Source organism: Halorubrum ezzemoulense, assembly GCF_004126515.1.
GTDB classification, from domain to species: Archaea; Halobacteriota; Halobacteria; order Halobacteriales; family Haloferacaceae; genus Halorubrum; species Halorubrum ezzemoulense.
In genome coordinates this window covers 645,178-668,108 of sequence record NZ_CP034940.1, presented here as the reverse complement: position 1 = coordinate 668,108, position 22,931 = coordinate 645,178, and the positions used below count along the sequence as shown (strand labels likewise).

General features: G+C 69.1%; 20 protein-coding genes. 6 read left to right on the top strand and 14 right to left on the bottom strand.

The features are described 5' to 3' along the window. Positions 1-101 precede the first annotated feature (101 nt). From EO776_RS03290 to EO776_RS03280, 3 genes are read right to left on the bottom strand one after another with little or no spacing between them, the layout of a single operon-like run. Entirely contained in the window at positions 102-1,088 is a 987-nt protein-coding gene (locus EO776_RS03290; protein ID WP_094579589.1) for a segregation and condensation protein A, read from the bottom strand. After that, complete coding sequence (gene smc, locus EO776_RS03285) at positions 1,081-4,662, bottom strand: chromosome segregation protein SMC (RefSeq protein ID WP_089308002.1); 3,582 nt, start codon at positions 4,660-4,662, stop codon at positions 1,081-1,083. The genes EO776_RS03290 and smc overlap by 8 nt, the downstream gene beginning before the upstream one ends. Positions 4,663-4,680: 18 nt before the next feature. Then, positions 4,681-5,124 carry a DUF7518 family protein gene (locus EO776_RS03280; protein WP_094579590.1) on the bottom strand — a complete coding sequence of 148 codons (444 nt, stop codon included), beginning with the start codon at positions 5,122-5,124 and terminating at the stop codon, positions 4,681-4,683. A 178-nt stretch (positions 5,125-5,302) separates the two neighbouring features. Between EO776_RS03280 and EO776_RS03275 the strand changes: the two genes are divergently transcribed. The 3 genes from EO776_RS03275 to ftsZ all read left to right on the top strand — a co-directional run bounded on the left by EO776_RS03275 (position 5,303) and on the right by ftsZ (position 7,581). After that, positions 5,303-5,932 carry a double zinc ribbon domain-containing protein gene (locus EO776_RS03275; protein ID WP_094579591.1) on the top strand — a complete coding sequence of 210 codons (630 nt, stop codon included), beginning with the start codon at positions 5,303-5,305 and terminating at the stop codon, positions 5,930-5,932. Between the two features lie 214 nt (positions 5,933-6,146). Beyond that, positions 6,147-6,326, top strand: coding sequence for a ribbon-helix-helix domain-containing protein (locus EO776_RS03270; RefSeq protein WP_006111915.1), 180 nt, complete (start codon positions 6,147-6,149; stop codon positions 6,324-6,326). Positions 6,327-6,330: 4 nt separating this feature from the next. Next, complete coding sequence (gene ftsZ, locus EO776_RS03265; protein ID WP_049931490.1) at positions 6,331-7,581, top strand: cell division protein FtsZ; 1,251 nt, start codon at positions 6,331-6,333, stop codon at positions 7,579-7,581. Between the two features lie 66 nt (positions 7,582-7,647). Here ftsZ and ncsA read toward each other — a convergent pair whose 3' ends face one another. Further along, complete coding sequence (gene ncsA / locus EO776_RS03260) at positions 7,648-8,640, bottom strand: tRNA 2-thiolation protein NcsA (protein WP_049931489.1); 993 nt, start codon at positions 8,638-8,640, stop codon at positions 7,648-7,650. A 456-nt stretch (positions 8,641-9,096) separates the two neighbouring features. Between ncsA and EO776_RS03255 the strand changes: the two genes are divergently transcribed. Next, positions 9,097-9,615, top strand: a complete 519-nt coding sequence (locus tag EO776_RS03255; RefSeq protein WP_094520685.1) for a DUF4442 domain-containing protein — start codon at positions 9,097-9,099, stop codon at positions 9,613-9,615. A 30-nt stretch (positions 9,616-9,645) separates the two neighbouring features. Here the strand turns inward: EO776_RS03255 and EO776_RS03250 are convergent, their stop codons facing one another. The 4 genes from EO776_RS03250 to EO776_RS03235 all read right to left on the bottom strand — a co-directional run bounded on the left by EO776_RS03250 (position 9,646) and on the right by EO776_RS03235 (position 13,122). Next, a complete protein-coding gene (locus EO776_RS03250) occupies positions 9,646-10,404 on the bottom strand; it encodes a response regulator (protein WP_049931487.1) in 759 nt (252 codons plus the stop codon). Between the two features lie 78 nt (positions 10,405-10,482). Next, positions 10,483-11,436 (bottom strand): alpha/beta fold hydrolase, encoded by a 954-nt coding sequence (locus EO776_RS03245; protein WP_094520686.1) that lies wholly within the window; start codon positions 11,434-11,436, stop codon positions 10,483-10,485. 90 nt (positions 11,437-11,526) lie between these two features. Further along, a complete protein-coding gene (gene meaB, locus EO776_RS03240) occupies positions 11,527-12,702 on the bottom strand; it encodes a methylmalonyl Co-A mutase-associated GTPase MeaB (protein WP_049931485.1) in 1,176 nt (391 codons plus the stop codon). Further along, positions 12,703-13,122, bottom strand: coding sequence for a cobalamin B12-binding domain-containing protein (locus EO776_RS03235; RefSeq protein ID WP_049931484.1), 420 nt, complete (start codon positions 13,120-13,122; stop codon positions 12,703-12,705). Positions 13,123-13,247: 125 nt separating this feature from the next. Here EO776_RS03235 and EO776_RS03230 point away from each other — a divergent pair, with 125 nt between their 5' ends. Next, the gene (locus tag EO776_RS03230) at positions 13,248-14,180 is read left to right on the top strand and encodes a VOC family protein (protein ID WP_129452357.1); all 933 of its coding nucleotides are present in this window, start codon (positions 13,248-13,250) and stop codon (positions 14,178-14,180) included. A 52-nt stretch (positions 14,181-14,232) separates the two neighbouring features. On the opposite strand, the gene EO776_RS03225 is transcribed toward EO776_RS03230, so the two are convergent. The 5 genes from EO776_RS03225 to EO776_RS03205 form a co-directional block, all read right to left on the bottom strand. Further along, complete coding sequence (locus EO776_RS03225; RefSeq protein WP_086215904.1) at positions 14,233-15,285, bottom strand: sodium:calcium antiporter; 1,053 nt, start codon at positions 15,283-15,285, stop codon at positions 14,233-14,235. A 155-nt stretch (positions 15,286-15,440) separates the two neighbouring features. Next, a complete protein-coding gene (gene pstB / locus EO776_RS03220; protein ID WP_086215905.1) occupies positions 15,441-16,274 on the bottom strand; it encodes a phosphate ABC transporter ATP-binding protein PstB in 834 nt (277 codons plus the stop codon). A gap of 1 nt (position 16,275) precedes the next feature. After that, positions 16,276-18,042 carry a phosphate ABC transporter permease PstA gene (pstA, locus tag EO776_RS03215; RefSeq protein WP_094579592.1) on the bottom strand — a complete coding sequence of 589 codons (1,767 nt, stop codon included), beginning with the start codon at positions 18,040-18,042 and terminating at the stop codon, positions 16,276-16,278. Beyond that, positions 18,042-19,016 carry a phosphate ABC transporter permease subunit PstC gene (gene pstC, locus EO776_RS03210; RefSeq protein ID WP_089308007.1) on the bottom strand — a complete coding sequence of 325 codons (975 nt, stop codon included), beginning with the start codon at positions 19,014-19,016 and terminating at the stop codon, positions 18,042-18,044. The genes pstA and pstC overlap by 1 nt, the downstream gene beginning before the upstream one ends. A gap of 56 nt (positions 19,017-19,072) precedes the next feature. After that, on the bottom strand, positions 19,073-20,065 hold the full coding sequence (locus tag EO776_RS03205) for a PstS family phosphate ABC transporter substrate-binding protein (protein WP_049931478.1): 993 nt from the start codon (positions 20,063-20,065) through the stop codon (positions 19,073-19,075). Positions 20,066-20,290: 225 nt separating this feature from the next. Between EO776_RS03205 and EO776_RS03200 the strand changes: the two genes are divergently transcribed. Beyond that, positions 20,291-20,587 (top strand): DUF7853 family protein, encoded by a 297-nt coding sequence (locus EO776_RS03200; RefSeq protein ID WP_049931477.1) that lies wholly within the window; start codon positions 20,291-20,293, stop codon positions 20,585-20,587. 58 nt (positions 20,588-20,645) lie between these two features. Here the strand turns inward: EO776_RS03200 and EO776_RS03195 are convergent, their stop codons facing one another. Then, a complete protein-coding gene (locus tag EO776_RS03195) occupies positions 20,646-22,808 on the bottom strand; it encodes a (Fe-S)-binding protein (RefSeq protein WP_094552402.1) in 2,163 nt (720 codons plus the stop codon). Between the last annotated feature and the right edge of the window lie 123 nt (positions 22,809-22,931).

Below are 22,931 nucleotides of genomic sequence, written 5' to 3'. Positions count from 1 at the left end.
CTCACGGCTGGGGCTTCGGAGGCGTTCGCCGCCGATTGGCGGGCAGCTATTCACTACAGAACGGCGACATCACTGGGGACGGTTCCCTCCCTAGAAACGTATTAGTCCGCGATCGCTTCCGACTCGGCGGTCATCGCAGACGGGTCCTTCACCCAGAGGTCGCCGAACAGGTCGTCCTGCTGGAGGCGGACCGAGCCGCGGTGGGCCATGAACAGCAGCGCGAGGTACGTCATGAACGGGCGGCCGCCGGCGCTCTCGATCTCCGCGAACAGCACTTCCGTGCGCCCGCGGTCGAAGTGCGTCCGAAGGACGCCGTCGATCTCCACGATCACCTCCTCGATGTCCTCGTCGTGGGTGCGGTCGGTCGCCTCGCCCGCGGTCGGCTCGCCGTCCTGCCGGAACTCGTCGCCGGCGCGGTAGTCGAGCGTCTGCGTGCCGCGGGCGTGGCCGTGCGGCGACTCCGAGGTGTCGTACTCCCGGGAGTCCTTCCACCACGAGCCGCGCTCGGCCTCGCGCAGCTCCCGCACGAGCTCGTCGAGCGTCTCCGGCGACCCGCGAGTGTTCTTCCGGTCGAGCCGGCGGTCAATCTCGGCCTCCAGCTTGTCGACCGGGTCGAACCCGTCGGCGGCCGGGTCGGGCGCGCCGCCCTCCATCGCGACCTCCCACGGCTCTGGCTCCGGCTCCTCGTCCTCGTCGTCGTCCGCCAGCATGCCGTCGCTTTTCATCCGGAGGAGGACGCTGGCGTAGAACAGCGCCCGGCCGGTCGTTCGGAGGTCCGTCTCGTCGAGCTTCTCCAAGAAGGCGTCCGTCACTTGGACGATGTCGATGTCCCACGGTTCGATCTCGCCCTCCTCGGCGAGCTGGACGAGGAGCTCGACTGGCTCGACCTCGTCGTCGTCGGTCTCGTCCGGCGGTGCGACATCGGGCACGTCCGACGGTGAGACGTCGGGCACGTCCAAATCGGGCGCGCCGGTCGACTCCGCCTCGTCTCCGGACGCGTCGTCCGTGAACGGGGGCGCGCCGTCGCGGTCGCTCGTCAGGTCGAGGTCCGGGACGCCGCCGGCGGCCCCGTCGCCCTCCTCAGTCATCCGCGCTCACCTCCTCGTCGGCGTCGTCGCCGAACTGCATCCCGGTCACCGCCGAGAGGTTGTCGCCCTGCATCGTGACGCCGATGGCGCGGTCCGAGCGCTCCAACAGCGCCGCGCGGTGGCCGACGACGACGAACTGCGCCTCCTCGGCCAGCTCCTCTATCATCTCGCCGACGCGCTCGGCGTTGACGGCGTCGAGGAAGGCGTCGATCTCGTCGAGCGCGTAGAACGGCGCGGGGTTGTGGCGCTGAACGGCGAAGATGAAGGACAGGGCGGTGAGCGACTTCTCCCCGCCGCTCATCGCGTCGAGCCGCTGGACCGGCTTGTCCGCGGGCTGGGCCTTCATCGTCAGCCCCTCCTCGAACGGGTCCTCGGGGTTCTCCAAGACGAGCTCCCCCGTCCCGGCCGAGAGGCGCGCGAAGATGTCCTCGAAGTGGTCGTTGATCGACTCGAACGTCTCCATGAACGTCTCCTTCTTCGCCGCCTCGTACCCCTCGATGCGTTCCTCGATGGCGTCGCGCTCCTCGACGAGCACGTCCCGGCGCTCCCGGAGCTCGTCGAGCGCGGCCTCGACCTCCTCGTACTCGTCGATCGCGAGCATGTTCACCGGCTCTAACGCCTCCATCTCGGTCTCCAGCTCCTCGATCCGCGACTCCACCTCGTCGAGGTCGGGGATCTCGTCGGCCTCGTAGGCGCCGACCTGCGACTCTAACTCGTCGATCTCCCACTCCAAGCGGTCGCGGCGGTCGGTGAGGTCCGACAGGTCCGACTCGGCCTCGGCGACGAGCGACCGCTGCTCGTCGCGCGCCTGCGTCGCCTCGCGGATCTCCTCGCGGAGTTCCTCGCGGTCGCTTTTCAGCGCCGAGAGCTCTTCTTCGAGGTCGGCGATCGCCTCCTTCTTCGCTTCGAGCTCCGCCTCCCTCTCCTCGATCGCCGCCTCGTGGTCGGCGATCGCCTCCTCGGCCTCCGCCTTCGCGTTCTGGGCCTCCTCGACGTCGTCGTGGAGGTCGTCGAGCGCGTCCTCGGCGTACCCCTTCTCTAACTCCAGTTCGTTGATCCGGCCGTCGAGCGAGCTCATGCGGTCGTCGAGGTCGCCGATCTCGGCGCGGATCTCGTCGGCGCGCTCGGAGAGCTCGGGGATCTTCGAGTCGGCGAGTTCGGCCTCGATCTCGTCGATCTCGGCCGCGAGCTCGTCGATCTCCGCGTCCGTCTCCGCCAGCTCCTCGTCTAACGCGGTCATCTCCGCGTCGACCGACTCGCGTTCCGCCTCCAGCTCCTCCAGTTCGGCCTCTAGCTCCTCGATCCGGGCTTCCGCCTCCGCGAGGTCGTCTTCTGCGCGCTCGACGTCCGCCTCCAACGACCGGACGCGCTCGGCCGCGTCGGCCTTCCGGTCGCGCGCGTCCTCGATGTCGTCGTCGAGCGCGTCGATCTCGGACTGGACCGACCGGCGCTCGTCTTCGAGTTCCGAGATCTCCGTCGCGAGCCGTTCGATCTTGCCGCCGCCGGACTTCGTGAACGAGTAGCGGGAGCCGCCGCCGGAGCCGCCGGTCATCGCGCCCGACTTCTCGACGAGGTCGCCGTCGAGGGTGACCATCCGGTAGTCGCCCATCAGATCGCGGGCGGTCGCCATGTCCTCGACGACGAGCGTCGAGCCGAGCACGTACGAGAAGATCGACTCGTACTCGGCGTCGTAGTCGACGAGGTTCCGCGCGAAATCGACGACGCCCGGCAGCGAGGGTTTCCGCGGCAGGCTCCGGTCGTCCATCTCCGTGACGGGGAGGAACGTCGCCCGGCCCGCGTTGCGCCGCTTGAGGTAGTCGATACAGGTCGAGCCGACACCGTCGTCGTCGACGACGACGTTCGCCAGCCGCCCGCCGGCCGCGGTCTCGCAGGCTTCGGCGTACTGGGCTTCGACAGAGGCGAGTTCGCCGACCGCGCCGTGGACGCCGTCGATGCCGCCGTTCTTCACCTCGGTGACCGCCCGGGGCCACGAGGCGTCGCCGCGCTGGTCGGCCGCCGCCTCCAGCTTGGCGTACTCGTTCTGCTTCTCGCGGAGGGTGTCCTCGATCGCCTCGAGGCGCTCCTCTGCTTCCGCCTTCTCGGCGAACAGGTCGGCGACCGCGTCCTCGATGGTCGCCTGATTCTTCTCGGCCTTGTCGAGCTCCCCTTTCAGCTCGGAGATCCGCGCTTTGTGTTCCGGGAGCGACTCCCGGGCCTCCTCCAGCTCCTCGCGAGCCTCGCTCACCGCGTTCGAGCGGCGGCGGGCCTCGTCGAGCAGCCGGTCTTTCTCGCGTTGCGTCTCGTTTTTTTCCGCGCGGAGCGACTCGATCGCCTCCTTCTTCTCCGACAGCTCGGCCTTCAGCTCGTCGAACTCGGTGTCGGCACCCTCGATCTCCGCCTCTACGTCGGCCAACTCGGAGCGCTTCGTCGCCAACTCCGATTTCACCGAGGCCTTCTCCACTTTCGTCTCGCGGATCTCGCCTTCCAACTCCTCGATTGTCTCCTCCTTGCGGTCGATCTGGACGAACGCCTGCCGGCGGTCGTTCTCGGCGGACTCGGCGCGCGACTCCGCCGACTCGATCCTGTCTTCCAGCCGCGAGATCCCGCCTTTGATCTCCTCGATCTCCGAGCGGATCTCGATCTGCTCGTCTTCGCCCTTCGTCTCGATCTCGTGGTTGAGGTCTTCGAGGTCCTCCTCCAGCCGGGTGAGCTTCCCCTGTCTGGCGTCGAGTTCCGCGCGGAGCTCACCGAGGTCCGCCTCGGCCTCGTCGATGTCGGCCTCGACGGTCGCGAGCGCGTCGCGCTTCTCCTCCAGCTCGGAGGCCTTGCGGAACCCGCGGTACTCCTCTAACTCGTCGCGGAGCTCCTGGTACTGGAGGGCGGTCTCGCGCTCGTCGGAGAGCCGGTCGAGCCGGTCCTCCTTCTCGCCGATCCGGAGGTCCGCCTCGCCGATGCGGTCCTCGACGGTGTCGAGCTCCTCGTAGGCGGCCTCCTTCTTTTCGTCGAACTCGGCGACGCCCGCGATCTCGTCGATTATTCCCCGCCGCTGGTAGGGGGTCATGTTGATGATCTCGGTGACGTCGCCCTGCATGACGACGTTGTACCCCTCCGGCGTCACGCCCGCGGCCGCGAGCAGATCCTGAACGTCCGAGAGGTTCACCGAACGGCCGTTGAGGTAGTAGTACGAGTAGTAGTTGTCCTCGGTCTCCTTGACTCGCCGCTTGATCGTGATCTCGGAGACGTCGCCGACGTTCTCCGTGCCGGCCGCGGAGACGACCTGCGACCGGTCGAGGGTCCCGTCCTCGTTGGAGAGAACCACGGTCACCGAGGCCTCGTTCGGCCCGTCGGCGGCCTCGCCGTCGTCGTGGCCGGGGTTGTAGATGAGGTCGGTGAGCTTCTTGGCGCGGATCCCGCGAGTGCGGGCGAGGCCGAGCGCGAACAGCACGCCATCGATGATGTTCGACTTCCCCGAGCCGTTCGGGCCGGTGACGACCGTGAAGTCCTCGTAGAAGGGGATCCTCGTCGTTCGCCCGAAGCTCTTGAACCCGTCCAGAACGACTTCAGTGATGTGCATGTGGTCGGAGGCGACCGGTTACGCGACGATGATGTCGTCGCCCTCGCTCGACTCGCCCTCGTCGTCCTCGGCGGGCTCCTCGGCCGCCGCGTCGGCGTCGGGCGTCGTCGCCGACTGCTCGGGCACGATGACGTCCTCACCGTCGCTCGCGGCGTCCGCGCTGGCCGCGTCCGCCCCGTCGGACGACTCCTCGACGGACTCGAAGACGTCGACGTGGTCGTCGGAGTGGGTCGTCCGCTCGCCGCCGGACGCCGAGTCGTCCCCGGCCTCCTCGGCCGCGGGGTCGTCTCCCGCCGAGCGATCGGCCGCGGGCTCGGCGGCGTCGGCCTCGACCGCGACCGACCGCTCGTCTTCGAGCTGTCGGACGCGTTCCTTCATCTCGACGAGCTCCTCGGTGAGCCCGTTGACCGCCGCCTGTAGCTCCGCGACCTGCCGTTCGAGGTCCTCGACGCGGTTACTCATTATATTCACGCATGCTCGCGCGACGCGTATAAATCTGCGTCAGACACATGTGTGACCAAATACCACGATCGGGGGCGAACGCCGCGGCGTATCGACGTTCGGCCAAACATTTCGGATTCGGTAAACGTGTCAGACAACGGGGGAAGATACTTGTACCGACCGGCGGTACGAGTCCGGTATGAGCAAGATCACCTTCCGGGCGGACGACGACCTCGTCGACCGGCTGGAAGCGTGTGACGCCTCCAAGAGCGAGGTGATGCGGGAGGCGCTCCGGACGCACCTCGACGAGGTCGACGCGGAGGACGGCGCGTCCGACGCGTCCGACGCCGCGGCCGGGAGCGTCGACGACGCCCTCGCGGACCGCGTCGACGAGCTGATCGCGGAGCGGCTCGACGCGGCGCTCGACGAGCGGCTCGGCTCGGCGGACGGCGCCGGTCTACCCGCGTACGCGCCCGGCGGCGCCGGCGACGTCAACGTAAACGTCACGCTCGACGCGCCGTCAGCCGGGTCGAGCGAGCCGGCGGAGGCCGTCAGTGTGGCGCGTGAGACGGCCGAGGCGGCGGACTCGGGCGGACGTAAGACGGAGGATAGCGTCGGTGCCCGGAACCGTGAGGCGCAGACGGGCGAAAGTGCTTGCGGTGGCTGCGGCGAGGTCGTCCCGCGAGAGCACGTGTACTGCCCGAACTGCGGAGAAAAGCAGTCGCACAGAGCGTTCTGCGAGTGCGGTGACGAGATCCGGACGGACTGGGCGTTCTGCCCTGGCTGCGGTCGGCGGACCCCGGCCGCAGACGTATTGAAAGACAGGTAACAGGTTGTAAGCGCTCAAATCCGTCGAAATCGACCGACTCAGCGGTTTGTCTTACAACGTCCGATAGTTTTATATTGGTAGCCTCGGTGATTTGAGTTGCGTAAGACGGTCGTCTTACAACGGGCGTCCGGCTCGGGGCACGGCCCCCTGCCCGGGCGGCTCCGGACTGTAAGACACACGCGTCGCGTGTTCGCCGTCTTACCGGGGGAATACAATGGAGCGTGTGACACTACGAATCCCGAAACAGCAGATCGACGAGGTCGAACAGATGGTGGAAACGGGCGAGTTCCCGAACCGGAGCGAGGCGATCCGGTCGGCCGTCCGCGACATGTTGAACGAACAGGACGGCGAGCGCGACGAGCGCGGCCGCAACCGCAGCTGGGCGAAGGTGTAAACTGATGCAAGATCTCGTTCAGGACGCCCTCGACAACGCGGAAGCGGAGAAACGCGACATGGACGTCGACATGGACGACGACGAGTTCGGGGACCCCCGGATCGTCATCGTCGGTGCCGGCGGCGCCGGGAACAACACGGTCAACCGGCTGTACAACATCGGCGTCGACGGCGCCGACACCGTCGCCATCAACACGGACAAACAGCACCTCAAGATGATCGAGGCCGACACCAAGATCCTCGTGGGCAAGTCGCTCACGCAGGGGCTCGGTGCCGGCGGCGACCCCAAGATGGGCGAGCGCGCCACGGAGATGGCGCAGGGGACGATCAAAGAGGTGCTCGGCGACGCGGACCTCGTCTTCGTCACCGCCGGCATGGGCGGCGGCACGGGCACCGGCGCGGCGCCCGTCGTCTCGAAGATCGCCAAAGAGCAGGGCGCCATCGTCGTCGGGATGGTGTCGACCCCGTTCAACGTCGAGCGCGCCCGCACGGTGAAAGCCGAAGAGGGGCTCGAAGACCTCCGGAACGAGGCCGACTCGATCATCGTCCTCGACAACAACCGCCTGCTCGATTACGTCCCGAACCTGCCGATCGGGAAGGCGTTCTCCGTGATGGACCAGATCATCGCGGAGACGGTGAAGGGGATCTCCGAGACGATCACCCAACCGAGCCTCATCAACCTCGACTACGCGGACATGTCGACGATCATGAACCAAGGCGGCGTCGCGGTCATGCTCGTCGGCGAGACGCAGGACAAGAACAAGACCCAAGAGGTGGTCAACGACGCGATGAACCACCCGCTGCTCGACGTCGACTACCGCGGCGCCTCCGGCGGGCTCGTCCACATCACTGGCGGCCCGGACCTCACGCTGAAGGAGGCCGAGGGAATCGCGAACAACATCACCGAGCGGCTGGAGGCGAGCGCCAACGTGATCTGGGGCGCACGCATCCAGGAGGAGTACAAGGGGAAGGTGCGCGTCATGGCGATCATGACGGGCGTCCAGAGCGCGCAGGTACTCGGCCCCTCCACCCAGAAGCAGGCCGACAAGTCACGGGCGGCGGTCAACGCCGACGACCTCGGCGACTCGCGCTCCCGGGCCGCCGAGGCGAACGAGGCAGCAGGCGGTGCGGGCGGCGCAGGCGGCGCGGGCAACAGGGGCGAGCCGGCGGTCTCCGGCGGCACCGACCGCGGCTGGGAGTCCGACGGCGGCAGCGACCAGATCGAGAAGAACAACGGACTCGACGTCATCCGCTGACCCTCGGTCGTCCGGGGATCGACCGCGGTCGACTTTTTCCGACGCGCCGGCGCGCGTCTTCCGCGCTCAGACGGCTTCGATCGATTCTAGCAGCCGGCACTTCCGACAGACGTCGCGACTCGTCTGCGAGCCGCAGCGCTCGCACTCGCGGAGGGCGGAGCTCTCGCCGTCGGCGTCGTCTCCCTTCTCGCCGTCCCCGCGGTAGGCGTCGGCCGCGAGCGCGGACAGTTCCTCGTAGCCGGCCATGATCGAGTGGCGCGCGCCGGGGTGGTTCTCCTCTAAGGCGTGGATCGTCGACTGGATCTCGCCGCGGTACGCCTCCTCGGCGTGGGGGCACTCCGCCATGTGCGTGGGGAGGTCGCGGACGTGGCAGTACAGCGCGATCTCCTTTTCGGGCACGTCGCGGAGCGGCTTGGCACGCGGGACGAACGCGTCGGTGTCCCCGCGCTCGTCGAAGGGCCCGAGCGAGGCGTCGAAGTGTTTCGCGACCTGCCGCACGTCGCCTTCGAGGAAGTTCATCATGGCGGTCTGCGCCTCGTCGTCGAGGTTGTGTCCGGTGAGCAGCTTGTCCGCGTCGAACTCGGCGGCGTAGTTCTCCAGCAGGTCGCGGCGGAACACGCCGCAGTACGCGCAGGCCGCCATATTCTCGGGGTCGTCTTCGACCACGTCGTCCATCCGCACGTCGAACTCCTCCTCGTAAGACACGAGTTCGTGGCGCATGGAGAGGTCGTCGGCCAGCTCCACGCAGGCGTCCACGCTCGCGTCGCGGTACCCCTCGATCCCCTCGTGGATCGTTAAGGCGAGCATCTCCACGCGGGGGTCCTTCCCGAACACGTCGTCCAGGATCGTCGTCAGGGCGACGCTGTCTTTCCCGCCGGAGAGGCCGATCACCCAGCGGTCGGGGTCGTCGGGGGTCGCGTCCGGGTCGAGGAGGCCATCCTCGCGGACCCGACGCTTCACGCGCTTCTCGACCGACTGCCGGAGGTGTTGGCCGCAGAGGTGCGCCCCGGAGTAGGCGGCGTGGTGGATCGCGTCGGCCCCGCACTTGTCGCACTCCATCGGTGTCGGGTTGCGGTCGCGCGGGGATACCCGTTTCGGGCCAGCTACGCGAAGAGAGTAGTGAGACGGGGCGGCGGCGACGCCGGCGCAAACGATTCCGAGAGCCCGACCGTTCGCTCGGGAGTGGCGGAACACGGATTGGTCGAAACCGCCTCCGAGGTCCCAGCCGCGAGGCCCCGCACCTCACGCCTCCCCAGCCTCGTCGCCGGCTGCCAGAGGCGCCTCGCGCCTCGCTCCCGCTCACGCCCCGCGGGCGTTCGCGGCGTCCCTCGGGCGTGCTCCTCGCGGCCTGTCGGCCGCTCGCAGGCACGCGCCGTCGAGATCCGCGTAAACGCGTGTTAGACGCCAGTGATCCACGACTGAAGCCGTGGGATTCCTCCCTGTTCCTCTGTGAAACCCCGGACGCGTTGTCGCCGGTTCCGACACCGGTTTGTCGGCGGAACCCCCCGAATCGGCGTGACCGATTCCCCGACCGGGGTCGACCGCGATCCCGACCCGCGACCGCTTCGCGAGGACCCGCCGGCGGAGAGCCGCCGGACCCGGCTCTGGCGGTACGGGTTCAACCTCCTGCCCGCGTACCGGGGGACCGGGGCGCGCGTCGACCACATCGCCGCCGGGTGGCGGTACGTCCGGATCCGGGTTCCGCTGAACTGGCGCACCCGGAACGCGGTCGGCACAATCTTTGGCGGCAGTGTCTACGCCGCGATCGACCCGGTGTACATGATGATGCTCCGCCGCGTCCTCGGCGACGGGTTCACCGTGTGGGACAAGTCGGCGGCGCTGGAGTTTATCGAGCCGGGTCGCGACACGCTGTACGCGGAGTTCGAACTGCCGTCCAACGAAACCGAGGCGATCCGCGAGGAACTCGACCCGGGCGAGTCGACCGACCGCGAGTACCTCGTCTCGCTCGTCGACGAGGACGGGGGGGTCCACGCGGCCTGCGAGAAGACGCTGTACGTCCGCCGCGACGAGTGAGGAGCCGTCGCGAGCCGGCAGCGGGTCGGCTCAGTCGTCGGCGGCGCGTCCGACGGCGTCGAGCGGCGACACCGAGATGACCAGCCGGTCGTCCGCGGTGGTGCTCACCATCTTCGACTCGGCGAACCGGCTGCCGTCCGCCCGGAGCCCCGTGCTCGTCCCGCTCCACCGCTCGCCGCCGGTTACGGCCGGGATGATGTGGGTGCGGATGTGCTCGACTTCGTCGGCGGGGTGGAGCCGCTGCCACGGCTCACCTTCGAGCTCCTCGGGGTCGTACCCGTACAGCTCGCCGTACTCCTCGCCGACGAACTCGAAGGTGCCGTCCGGTCCCACGGTACAGACGCCGTCGAGCGCGACGTCCGAGGGACGGCCGTCGTCGAAGCCGGCGTCGAGGCGCCCGCGCTCGCCCGCCTCGGCGCGTTTGACGCGGCGGAGCAGTGCGGTGTAACCGTCCGCGCCCCCGTGTTTCGAGACGTAGTCGCTGACGCCTGCGCGGACCATCTCGGCCGCGATCTCGTCGGGACCGGTCGCCGAGAACAGCAGGAACGGGAGCTCCGGCTCGGCCTCGCGCGCCGCCGAGAGCAGTTCGACGCCGGTGAGGCCGGGCATGTCGTAGTCGCTGACGACGCAGTCGAACGACTCGCGCTCGACGCGGCGGAGCGCCTCGCGGGGGTCCGTCTCGGCCGCCGTCTCGCAGCCGAGGTCGTCGTCTCGTTCGAGGTGCGTCGCCACGAGCCGGGCCAGCCCCGGTTCGTCGTCGACGCACAGGAGGCGAAACGTGTCCGTCATTGCGAGTCCTCGGGGAGTGGCGTACTTATCCGTGACCGTTCGATATTCAGGGCTGAGAATCGCGGACGAGACCGGTCGTTACGCGGTCGCGCCGGCGACGAGCGCCTCCTCGACCGTCTCGACGAAGCGGTCGGGGTGTTCGACGTGCGGGAGCAGCCGCGCGCGGTCGAAGACGACGAGGCGCGCGTCGGCCGCGTCCGCGAGTTCGCGGCCGTCCGTCAGGGGGCTCACGGTCGCCTCTCGGCCCCAGACGATCGTCGGGGGCACGTCGAGGTCGGCGAGCGCGGCCGCGAGGTCGATCTCGCTGTTGAGCGTCCCGGAGACGAACGACGCGGGCGCGAAGCGCGCGTTCTCGATGTGGGTCGTGCGCCACTCGTAGTCGGTCCACTCCGCGCTCGGGTTCGCCGGGTCGTCGTAGCCGTGGTCGGCGTTGAAGTACCGTATCGACGGCTTCGCCGTGATGGCGTTGAACAGCGCCCGGCCGACGAGCGGCGCGCGGAGCAGTTCGCGGAGCCACCCCTTCGCCGGACTCGGCCCCGCGGTCGCGGTGGGACAGACGGCGAGGAAGCCGCTCAGCTCGACCCCGCCGTCCGCGTCGCCGTCGTCGACCGCGGCGGCCGCGTACGCCGCCGACAGCGAGGAGGCGACGACCGCGGGCTCGTCGAACTCGGCGAGGAAGTCGTGAACGAAGTCCTCGTACAGCGCCGCGGAGTACCGGAGCGGCGGCCGGTCGGAGCGGCCGTACCCCGGGAAGTCGGGCGCGACGACGTGGTACTCGTCGGCCAGGTCGTCGAACACCGCGCGCCACTCGCCGGAGGAACCGGCGGCGTTGATCCCGTGGAGCAACACGAGGTCGGGGTCGTCCGGATCGCCCGCCTCGGTGTACGCGACGTCCATCCCGCGCCAGCGGAAGAGGCCGTCGTCGCCGTCGAGCGGGGACTCCAGTTCGCCCTCGTAGCGGAGGCCGGTGTTGAGCGCGGCGAGCGCGCCGACGCCGAGGACGGCGCCGCCGAGGAGGTTCCTGAGCTTCATACAAACTGTTGGTTCGCTGGCGACTTATACTCGTGGGACGCGGCGGAACACCGCCCCTCGGAGCGGGCCGGGCGTTCGGGGAACCGCCCGTCAGTCGCCGGCGTCGCCGTCCGCGGCCTCGTCGACGCAGTCGGCGATCGGACCGACGATCGCCTCGGCGACCGCGTACGGGTCCGTCTCCCGGTCGCGGACGCGCTCCGCGAGCCGGTCGATCCCGCCGTGCCGTTCGATCTCGGCGGTCGCGAGCGACCCCACGTCCGCCCGCACGAGCGTGCGGATCTCCTCGGCGTACCGGCGCCGCTCCGTCGCCGCGATCCGACCGGACTCCCGGAGGTAGGCCGCGTGCGCGTCGAACGTCTCGATCAGCGCCGCCACGCCCTCGCCGGTGTTCGCGACGGTCTCTAACACGTCGGGCGTCCACGACCCGTCGGAATCGCCCGCGTGCGGATCGGACCCGCTGTGTCCGGACCCACCCGCGCGGTCGCCGTCGCCGTGATCGGACGACGAGCCCCCGGCGCCGGTCGGGGCCGTCGAGGTCGCGCCGTGGTGGCCGGCGTCGCGTCCGGTCGTACCGCCCTCGCGGCGGTGGACCATCTCCTCTAGCTCGGCGACGGTCCGCTGTGCGCCGTCCATGTCAGCCTTGTTGACGACGAACACGTCGCCGATCTCGAGGATGCCGGCCTTCAGCGTCTGGACGTCGTCGCCGGAGCCGGGCTGGACGAGCACCGCGACCGTGTCGGCCGTGCGAACCACGTCCACCTCGTTCTGTCCGGCGCCGACGGTCTCTAACACGACCAAGTCCTTCCCGAAGGCGTCGAGCGCCTTCACGGCGTCCGCGGTCGCCGTCGAGAGTCCCCCGAGCTGACCGCGCGCGCTCATCGACCGGAAGAACACGTCCATGTCGCCGACGTTCGACCCCATCCGGATACGGTCGCCGAGGACGGCGCCGCCGGTGTACGGCGAAGAGGGGTCGACCGCGATCACGCCGACCGTGTCGCCGCGCTCGCGGTAGGCGGCGGCGAGCTTGTCGACGAGCGTCGACTTCCCGGCGCCGGGCGAGCCCGTGATCCCGACCACGTCCGCGCCGCCGGTGTGCTCGTGGAGCGCGGAGACGATCGCCCGGTAGCCCGGCGTCCGGTTCTCGATCTTGGTGATCACGCGGGCGAGGGCGCGGTGGCTCCCCGCGAGGAGGTCCTCGACGAGCGCGGCGTCCGCCTCGGAGAGCGTCGGCGCGTCGGCGACTGCGGATGCGTCCGGCCCGGCCATCTACGCGCGCTCCGGAACGTTGTTCCGGATGAACTCGATCGTCTCCTCCATCGGCGTCCCGGGGCCGAACACCTCGGCGACGCCGAGCTCCTTCAGGTCGTCCTCGTCCTCGTCCGGAATGATCCCGCCGACGAGGACGAGGGTGTCGTCGAACGCGTCGTACTCCTCGAGCCCCTCGATCACCTTCGGGACCAAGGTGTTGTGCGCGCCCGAGAGAATCGAGATGCCGAGCACGTCCACGTCCTCCTGAACCGCCGCCTGAACGATGTCCTCGGGCGCCCGGTGGAGCCCGGAGTAGACGACCTCGAAGCCGGCGTCGCGGAACGCCCGCGCGATCACGTGTGCGCCCCGGTCGTGGCCGTCGAGCCCCACCTTCGCGACCAGACACCGGACGGCCCGCTCCTGCTGTTCGGCACTCATGCCCCATGGTGGGTCACGTGCCCGCTTGATTCTAACGGAAGATAGGGAAGGTCCGAGCGGGGGACCCCCTCCGATCCGGATCCGCCACCGACGCGTTGAACGCGCGGACGACCGTAGATCGTCTCGTGACCGACACCAACGACGGCGATTCCGCTACCGCCGCGAGCGACCGCGGAGGCGGCCTTCCGCCCGAAACGCGGATCGGCCGCGGGGCGCCCCGGGTCGCCGACCTCGACGAGGCGGTCGCGTTCTACCGCGACGTGGTCGGGCTCTCCGTCCTCGACCGCAACGACGGGCGCGCGACGCTCGGGGCGGGAGGGGCCCCGCTGCTCGTGTTGGAACGCGACGCCGACGCGCCGGACCGAGAGCAGAGCGACGCCGGGCTCTTCCACACCGCGTTTCGTGTTCCCTCGCGGGCCGCGCTCGGCGAGGCGCTGGCGCGCGTCCGGGAGGGGTGGCGCCTCGACGGCGCCTCCGACCACCTCGTCAGCGAGGCGCTGTACCTCGACGACCCGGAGGGAAACGGGGTAGAGATATACCGCGATCGGCCGCGGGAGGAGTGGCCCCGCACCGGGAGCGGAACGGCGCGGATGGCGACCGAACCGCTCGATATCGAAGGAGTCGCCGAGGCCGCCGGCGACGGGAGCGACGGCGGCGGAGTCGGCTCCGCCGCCCTCGTCGATCGCGCTCCCGCCGACACCGATCTGGGTCACGTACACCTCGAAGTGACCTCGCTGTCGGCGTTCGAGGCGGTGTACGTCGACGGACTCGGCTTCGCGACGGGGATGAGCGGCCCTGACGTCCGGTTCGTCGCGGCCGGCGGCTACCACCACCACCTCGGCGCGAACACGTGGCGAGGGCGGACGACGCCGGCCGGCGGGCGCGGGCTGGCGTGGTTCGAGGTGGTCGTTCCGGACGTGGCCGCGCTGGACGCGGTCCGAACGCGGCTCGACGCGGTCGCGGCCGAGGGCGACGCCGAGTTTGCGGTCGCCGAGCGCGACGACGGGATCGTAGTCACCGACACCGACGGCATCGAGGTCCGCGTTCTGACTGAGTAGTCGGTCCCGCGGGTCCGCTCAGTGGCCGGCCTCGGACCGGCTCACGAACCGCTCACCCGACGATCGTCCGGAGCGTCGACTCGGTCAGGAAGGCGGTGACCCCGAGCGCCTCGGTCGTCATCCACCCGAGGAACACCGCGTACATCGCGAGGAAGACGTACCCCTCCTCGGTCGATATCTCGAAGTCCGTCGCGGACAGCACCACGACGACGAGCGTCGTGTAAAACAGGAACAAAAGCAGCGGGACGGAGGTGAGGAAGCCGATCGACACCCCGCCGGCGAGGATGACGCCGATCGGCAGCGCCGCGACGAGGTTGAACGTGTTCGTCCCGAAGACGTTCGCGACCGCCGCCCGCTTGTCGCCCGCCTGCCCCATCTTCACGCCGACGAGGAGGTCCGGGAACGAGCTCATCACCGAGAGCACGGTCACGGAGATCAGGAACGGCGGCGCGCCGAGCGCGTCGGCGACCTGAAGCGTCATGCCGATCATCGACTCGACGCCGACGAGCACGACGGCCAGCCCGCCCGCGAACAGGCCGAGCTGCTTCGGGACGTTCGTCGACTCGGCCCGTTTCCGGTCCGACGCGCCGCTCTTGCCGCCGACGAGCAGGATGACGTACACGCCGTACAGTACCAACAGCCCGACGCCCATCTGCGGGGAGATCCGGGCGAGCTCCCGCCCGTCGGTCCCGAGGACGCCCAAGGCGATCACGCCGAAGAGGGCGAGGACCGCGACGGTGTAGAAGATGGCGTCGCGGTAGACGATCCCTTGCGTCGTCGCCGTGTCGCCGCTCGTGATGGCGACCGCGGCCGGGATGACCAAGATGTTGAACACCGCCGTACCGATGAGCGCCCCGGCGCCGACGCCGAACTCGCCGAGGACCAAGACGGAGATCACGATGATCGCGAGCTCGGGGAACGACGTGGCGGCCGCGACGATCAGCCCGCCCTGTACCGCCTGCGAGACGCCAAAGTGGTCGCTGATCTTCGAGGTCGTGGACTCGACGACGTTCGCGCCCTTCCACGTCAGGAGGAACCCGATCACGCCGAGCGCGATCCAGACGGCGAGCGGCTGGTCGCCGATGAGCTCGTAGAGTATCGTCACCGTGCGATCGGTACGCACGGAGCCGATTAGTGATTCCGGAAGCGCTCGGGTGGTCCGGCCGTCGGTGCGTCAGTCCGCCGGACGGCGCCCGCCGCGCGCGGCGACCGCACCGCGTCGGCGGCCGTTCCGGATCCCCGGGCGAATTTCGAGGAACGTTATCCGAACTTGCCCGTGATGTAGTCCTCGACGCGCTGCGCTTCGGGGTCCTCGAAGATCTTCGCCGTGTCGTCGTACTCGACCAGCTCGCCGCCGGTGAGGAACACGGCCGTCCGGTCGGAGATCCGGGCCGCCTGCTGCATGTTGTGCGTGACGATGATGACCGTGTACTCCTCCGCGAGGTCGTCGATCAGGTCCTCTATCTTCGAGGCCGCGACGGGGTCCAACGCGGAGGTCGGCTCGTCCATCAGGATGACTTCCGGGTCGGGTGCGATGGCCCGGGCGATACAGAGGCGCTGCTGTTGCCCGCCGGAGAGTTCGAGGCCCGAGGAGTCCAGCTGGTCTTTCACCTCGTCCCACAGCGCGGCGCCCTTCAGCGACTCCTCGACGCGCTCGTCGACGTCGCCGTCGAACCCCTGGATCTTCAGCCCGTACGCGACGTTGTCGCGGATCGACTTCGGGAACGGGTTCGGCTTCTGGAACACCATCCCGATCTTCCGGCGCAGGGCGACGGGGTCGACGTCGGCGTCGTACACGTTTTTGCCGCCGAACTCCACGTCCCCCTCGACGCGGCAGATCTCGATCATGTCGTTCATCCGGTTAATACACCGGAGGAACGTCGACTTCCCGCAGCCCGAGGGGCCGATGAGCGCGGTGACGCGCTCTTCGGGGATCTCCATCGTCACGTCGTCGATGGCCTGCTCGTCGCCGTAGTAGACGTTCAGGTTCCGCGCCGCCACCGCGGTGCCCGCGGCAGGCGCCGCGCTGTCGTCGTTCGAGTCCGCCTGTACCTCCGTCGTGATGAGCGAGTCGTCTGATGTGGTGTTACTCATGTTAGCTCCCCCGTTCCGCGCGGTTCCGCAGCAGAATCGCCGTCCCGTTCATGCCGACGAGGATGAGAAGTAGCGTGATAACGCCTGCGGCGACGACGCCGTAACGGAAGTCGGCCTGCGGGAAGCCGGCCCACGTGTAGATCTGCATCGGCATGGCGCTGAACCGACTGAACAGGCTGTCCGGCGCCCTGAACACGGTCGTCGCCGCGCCGATCATGATCAGCGGCGCCGTCTCGCCGATCGCGCGGCCGAGCGCGAGGATCGTCCCGGTGAGGATGCCCGGCATCGCCTCGGGCAGCACCACGTTCTTCGTCGTCTGCCAGCGCGTCGCGCCCATGGCGTCGGAGCCGCGCCGGAGGTCGTCCGGCACCGACCGGATCGCCTCCTGCGCGGAGATGATCGTGATCGGGAGGATGAGCAGCGACAGCGTCAGCGCCGCGGTCACCGCCGTCCCGATGCCGAGCCCGAGGAGGTTCGCGAACAGACCCAGCCCGAGGAGCCCGTAGACGACCGACGGCACCGCCGCGAGGTTCGCGATGTTGACCTGGAGGATCCGCGTCAGCGTCCCGAGCGGCCCGGTCCCCGGCGTGTATTCCTCCAGGAAGACGGACGTGCCGACCCCGAGCGCGAACGACAGCACGGCGACCAGCGCGATGATGATGACGGACCCGACGATGGCCGGATAGAGTCCGGCGTCCGACGGCGTCCGAGAGGGTGCCGCCGTGAGGAACGACCCGTCGAGCCACGGGTCGGGGGCCGGGAAGCCAAGTGCTCCGACGATCAGCGCGCCCAGGACCGCGCCCGCGGCGAGGAGCAGCGGGAGCCCGAGGCCGGCGAGACCCTCGCCGGCGTCGGCGACGCGAGAGACGTACACCGCGGTCGGCACGCCGGTCGAGACGAGCACGAGGAGGACCGTCGGGGAGGGCAGCCCGGCGCCGGGCGCCAGGAACCCCCCGGCAGTCGCGGCGGCGAGCGGGACGCCGCCGACGGCGGCCGCGGCGACGCGCCCCCGGCGGTCGGCGACGAGGAGCGCCCCCGCGACCGCGACCGGGACGGCGACCGTCCAGAGGTAGATGATCAGGTCCGACGGGTACGTCGGGATCACCTCGCGGAGGAACACCGCGGCGACCAGTCCGCCGAGGCCGACCGGCGCCGCCGCGGTCCGCGCTCGGGGCGTCGACCGTCGCCGCCCGAACGCGTACAGCCCGACGGCCGGGAGGACCCCGAGCGTGTACGCGAGGAACCACAGCAGCGGGTCGAACACGAGGAACAGCGTGCCGACCGCGAGCCCGACGGCGGCTCCGCCGACCAGCCGCCCGAGGAGTCCGAAGCCGACCGCGCCGACGCGGCCGCCGCTGCCGACGTACGCGAGGTACGCGGTGACCGGGGCCGCGACGACGAAGAGGTACGCGAGCTGCCAGTTGAGCCGCGGAATCGGCACGACGAGCGCCTCGATGGCGGTGAACAGCGCGGCGACGGCGACGAGGCCGCCGCCGAGCGCGCCGAGCGCGCGTCGGGTCACGGTCGGGTCGCTCGCGCTGTACAGGCAGAACGCGAGGAACGGGACGACGAGCGTGAGGAAGTACGTCAGCAGCCACTCCGGGCTCGCGTTCGCGAGATCGAAGGCGTCGATGGCGACGTACACGAGGAGCACGCCGAGCGCGACGAGGCCGAACACGCTCGCGCCCAGGGACAGGTACTCGAAGACGATTCCCCGGACTCGACTGACCTCGCCGAAGCCGTTCGCGTTCGCGTTGTCGGTCGCCATCAGTACTCCTCCCGGTAGCGTTGCGCGATGATATCACTGATCACGTTCATGACGAGCGTTACCGCGAACAGCGCGAGGCCGAGCGCGAACATGGAGTTGTACGGGAGCGTCCCGCCGGTGAGGTCGCCGCCGGTGATCTGGACCATCGCGACGGTGATGGTCATCCCGGACTCCAAGAGCACGTCGGCCGGGTTGACGAAGGGGATACCGAAGAGCGCCTCCCGGACCGCGGGCATCCGCGCCTGCGCGCCCATGGCGACGACGACGATCATCGTCTCGCCGATAGCGCGGGAGACGGCGAGGATGTACGAGGAGGCGATCCCGGAGATCGACGCCGGGACGACGATGCCGGTCGACACCTCGAACTTGGTCGCGCCGAGCCCGTAGCCGGCCTGCCGCAGCTCGTCGGGCACGGCGCTCATGGCGTCCTCGGAGATCGACGACACCATCGGGATCGTCATGATCCCGACCATGATCGACGCGGACAGGGCGTTGAACGTGCTCATCTCCGGGAACAGCGTCGCCTTCAGCGCCGGAGTGACGTACACGAGCGCGAAGTACCCGTACACGACCGTCGGGATCCCCGCGAGGATCTCCAACAGCGGTTTCAGGATCGACCGGGCGTTCGGGGTCGCGTACTCGCTGAGGTAGATTGCCGTGAGCGTCCCGATCGGGATCGAGATGAACGCCGCGGTGATCGTCACCGTGATCGTCCCGATGAGAAGCGGGATGATGCCGAACGCCTGCCCGCCGCCGGCCGGGTTCGGGCTCCAGTTGGTGCCGGTGAGGAACTCGGCGATCGAGATCGAGCGGAAGAACACCACCGCGTCCGACAGGAGCGTGACGAAGATTGCGGCCGTGGTGAGCAGGGTTATCGCCGCACACGCCGCGAACAGGCCGCCGTAGGTTCCCTCCTTCAGTCGTGTGAGTCCGCCCCGCCGCGACAGGTCGGGACTCTCTGTGCTGTCAGTCACGAACGGTGGGGTATCGAACGCTGTCGTAAATCAATACACCGGTTCATCGCGCCGGCTCAGCCCTGCGCCTGCTCGATCGCGTCTTCGAGCGTCTGCATCTGTTCCTCCTGCGTCTCCTCGGTGGCGGGCACGTAGCCGACGTCGTTGGCGACGAGCTCCTCGTTCGTCGTCTGTTCGACGAAGTAGCGGGCGAACTCGGCGATGTGCTCCTCGCCGAGCGATTCGATCGACGGGTAGGTGAAGAGGGGCCGCGAGAGCGGCGTGTACTCGCCCGACGAGGCGGTTTCGAGGCTCGGCTCGACCGGCCCGTCGCCGTCGTCGATGCCGAGGGCCTTCAGCTGGTCGGGGTTCTGGAAGTAGTACGCGAAGCCGAAGTAGCCGATCGCGTACGGGTCACCGGAGACGCCCTGGGCGATCGTGTTGTCCTGCTCAGTCGCCTGATAGTCGCTGGTGTGGCCCTCCTCTTCGAGGATCGCCTCGATGAAGTAGTCGTACGTGCCGGAGGTGTCGGCGGCGCCGAAGCGGTTTATCTCCTCGTTCGGGAACTCGTCGCGGACCTCGTCCCACGTCTGGACGGGGTCGGACTTCCAGATCTGGGCGAGCTCCTCGGTCGTGAGCGAGTCGATCCAGTCGGCGTCGGGGTTGACGACGACCGTGAGCGCGTCGGTCGCCGCAATCAGCTCGACGTACTCGACGCCGTTCTCCTCGCATAGCTCCTCCTCCTCGGGCTGGATCGGGCGGCTCGCGTTGTTGAAGTCGGTGTCGCCCGTACAGAAGAAGTTCGAGAATCCGCCGCCGGACCCCGTCGAGCTGATGTCGGGGTCGACGCCGGGGTGCTGCTCGGCGAAGTCCTCCATGACCGCGCTCATCAGCGGGAACACCGTGCTCGAACCGGCGATGTTGATCGGACCGGAGAGCTCGTCGCCGCCCGAGCCGCCGTCTCCGCTCTGCGTACAGCCGGCGAGACCGAGCGCCCCGGCGCCGGCGATCGCCGCGAGCGATTTCCGCCGCGTGATTCCCGTTGCGTCCGCGTCGTGACTGGACTCCATTACGTGTGGGTGGACGAGTTCCGGTTAAGTAGTATGCTATGAACGGTACGTGGTGTCGCATACTCCCCAGTACGGCTATATGCTTCCACATATTCTATATAGTAGTATATACTCCCGAAGAGCGACGGTCGGCGGGGAGAGACGGCGGCGCGCGGCTCCTCGGCGCCGGATCGGGGCGAAACCGGGACGTGGTTTTAAGTCCTCGTACCGGGAGAACCCGGACGAATGACGCCTCCCACGACCGACGGGCCGCCGGCGCCGACGACCTCCCGGGAGGAGGCGTGGGTGGCTCACGCCGCGCTGCTCGACGCCGCGCGGAGCGCGACCGACGACGAGGCACCGTACCACCGCCCGATCGAGTCGTTAGAGCGGGGCGCGGCGCTCGACGACGAGGGCGTCGCCCTGCTCCGCGACGCGCTCGTCGACTACCTCGGCGACGCGCCGGTCCGCGACCGCGCCCCCGGGCGAGCGCTGTTGCGGCGCACGGACGAGGCGACGGACCGGCGGTCGCGGCGAGCGTAGGGACGGCGGTCGCGGCGAGCGTCTCGGTCCGGCGGCTCCGACGGACCGAGTCCCCACGCTACGATCCGACCTCCACCGCCTCGATCAGCAGCTCCGCCACGTCGACGATCTCGATCTGGTCCTCGAAGTCCCCCGTCTTCCGCCCGTCCTCGAACATCGTCGTACACATCGGACAGGCCACGACGAACTTCTCGATCGACGCCCCCGCGTCGGTGTCCTCGACGGCCTCACGGAGGCGCTCCTCGCTCGGCTTGACTTCCTCCTCGTGTTCGGTCCAGAGCCCGCCGCCGCCGCCGCCGCAGCAGAACGAGTCGTCCCGCGACCGGGGCATCTCGTGGAGGTCGGCGCCGGTCGCCCGGATGAGCTCGCGGGGCGCCTCGTACTCGTCGTTGTACCGGCCGAGGTGACATGGGTCGTGGTAGGTGACGGTGTAGTCCAGCTCGTCGCCCGAGAGGTCGAGCCGGCCCGCCTCGACCAGCTCCTCGACCACCTGCGTCCAGTGGAACACGTCGACCGCGCCGTCAGCGTTCCACGGCTCCTCGCGCTCGAACGGCATCATCGGGTCGTCCGCGAACTCCGCGAAGTCGACCTCGGGGTACTCGTTTTTGATCGTGTTGTAGGAGTGCGGATCGGTACAGACGATGTTCTCGAACTCGCAGTCGGCGAACGTCTCGACGTGGTGGCCGGCGAGTTCGAGGTAGAGGAACTCCTCGCCGATCCGGCGGATGTCGTTGCCGTCCGTCTTCTCGTCGTCAAAGAGGATGCCGAACGACACGTCCGCCTCGTCGAAGAGGCGGGCGAGCGCACGCGCGACCTTCTTGTTCCGATCGTCGAAGCTCGGGTAGTCGCCGACGTACCAGAGGTACTCCACCTCGGTCTCGCGGGCGTCCGGGACCTCGACGCCGTCGAGGTCGTCGGCCCAGTCGCCGCGGGTCGCCTGGGAGTCGCCGAAGGTGTTCCCCTTCTGCATCACGTCTTGGAACACGTCTTGGAGGTTCGAGTCGACCGCCCCCTCGTCGACGAGCTGGCGGTTCATTTTCGTGAAGGAGGTGAGGTGCTCGATGTCGACCGGGCAGGCGTCCATACACGCCATACAGGACATACAGGACTCCATCGACTCGGCGTCGATGACGCCGCCCTCGTCGGCGACGATGGGGACCGTGCCGCCGTCGGTCGCCGCGGGACCGCCTCCGCCGCCCGAGCCGGCCACCGGGTCGTCGCTCACCGACTCGCGGTACGACTTCAGATCGAGGATGACGTTCCGCGGGTCGAGGTTGCGCCCGACCGTGTCGGCGGGGCAGGCGTCGGTACACCGGCCGCACTTCGTACAGGCGTCGCCGTCCATCAGCTCCTTCCAGGTGAAGTCGTCGAGCGACTCCGCGTTCGTGTGGTCGAGGTCCGCGGGGACGTTCGGGAGCCGCGCGCCCGCCTTCTCGTCGCGGGCGACGACGTTGGCGAACGACGAGATCATGTGGAACGGCTTCGCGTAGGGGATCCACGCCACGAACGCGAACGCCAGCAGCGAGTGGCTCCACCAGAGGACGCCGTATATTGCCTCGGCGCCCGCGGCCGTGAGCCCGGCCGACTCCAGCCCGGTCGCGAGCGCCATCCCGACGAAGCTCACCGTCTCGGTCGCCCGCCCCGGCTGGCCGACCATACTCACGCCCTCGACGACGAAGCCGCCGACGCCGAGCAGGAACAGCGTCCACACGAACGCGTCGTCCTCGAAGGAGGTGTGTTTTCCCCAGAGCCGCCCCTCGCGCTGCCGGTAGCGGCGGTACGCGGCCATGCCGACGCCGACGACGAACAGCAGGCCGAACGCGTCGACGGCGAACTGGTACGCGAGGTAGAAGTCGCCGACCCAGAAGGACTCGCCCGTGAGCGGACGGTAGAGGTCGATGTCGATCCCGAGGATGGTCGTCGCGACGAGCAGGACGAGGAACCCCCACAGCACGAACGTGTGCATCACGCCGGTGTAGAGGTCCCCGTCGAACTGGTTCTCGTTCGCGAGGACGGTCTTCGTCGCCCCGATCACCCGTCCGGGGAGGTCCGACAGCCGGTCTCGCGGGTCTTCGCTCCCGCGCGCGTACGCCGCGAACCGCGCGTACACGCCGTACAGGAAGACGAGGATCGCGACGACGGCGAGCCAGTAGAACGCGGCCTTCCCCACCGGACCGATGGTCCAGAAGGTTTCGCGGGTGGCCGCCTGTAAGGGAGTCATGATCGATCACCGGGATACGGCCGGGTTAAAACTTGCCACAGCGCAGCGGCCGCCGCGCGGCGTTCGCGCGAATCGAAGGACTCCCGCCGCGGAGGAGATCCCGGTCCGCGCAAGCGACGACGG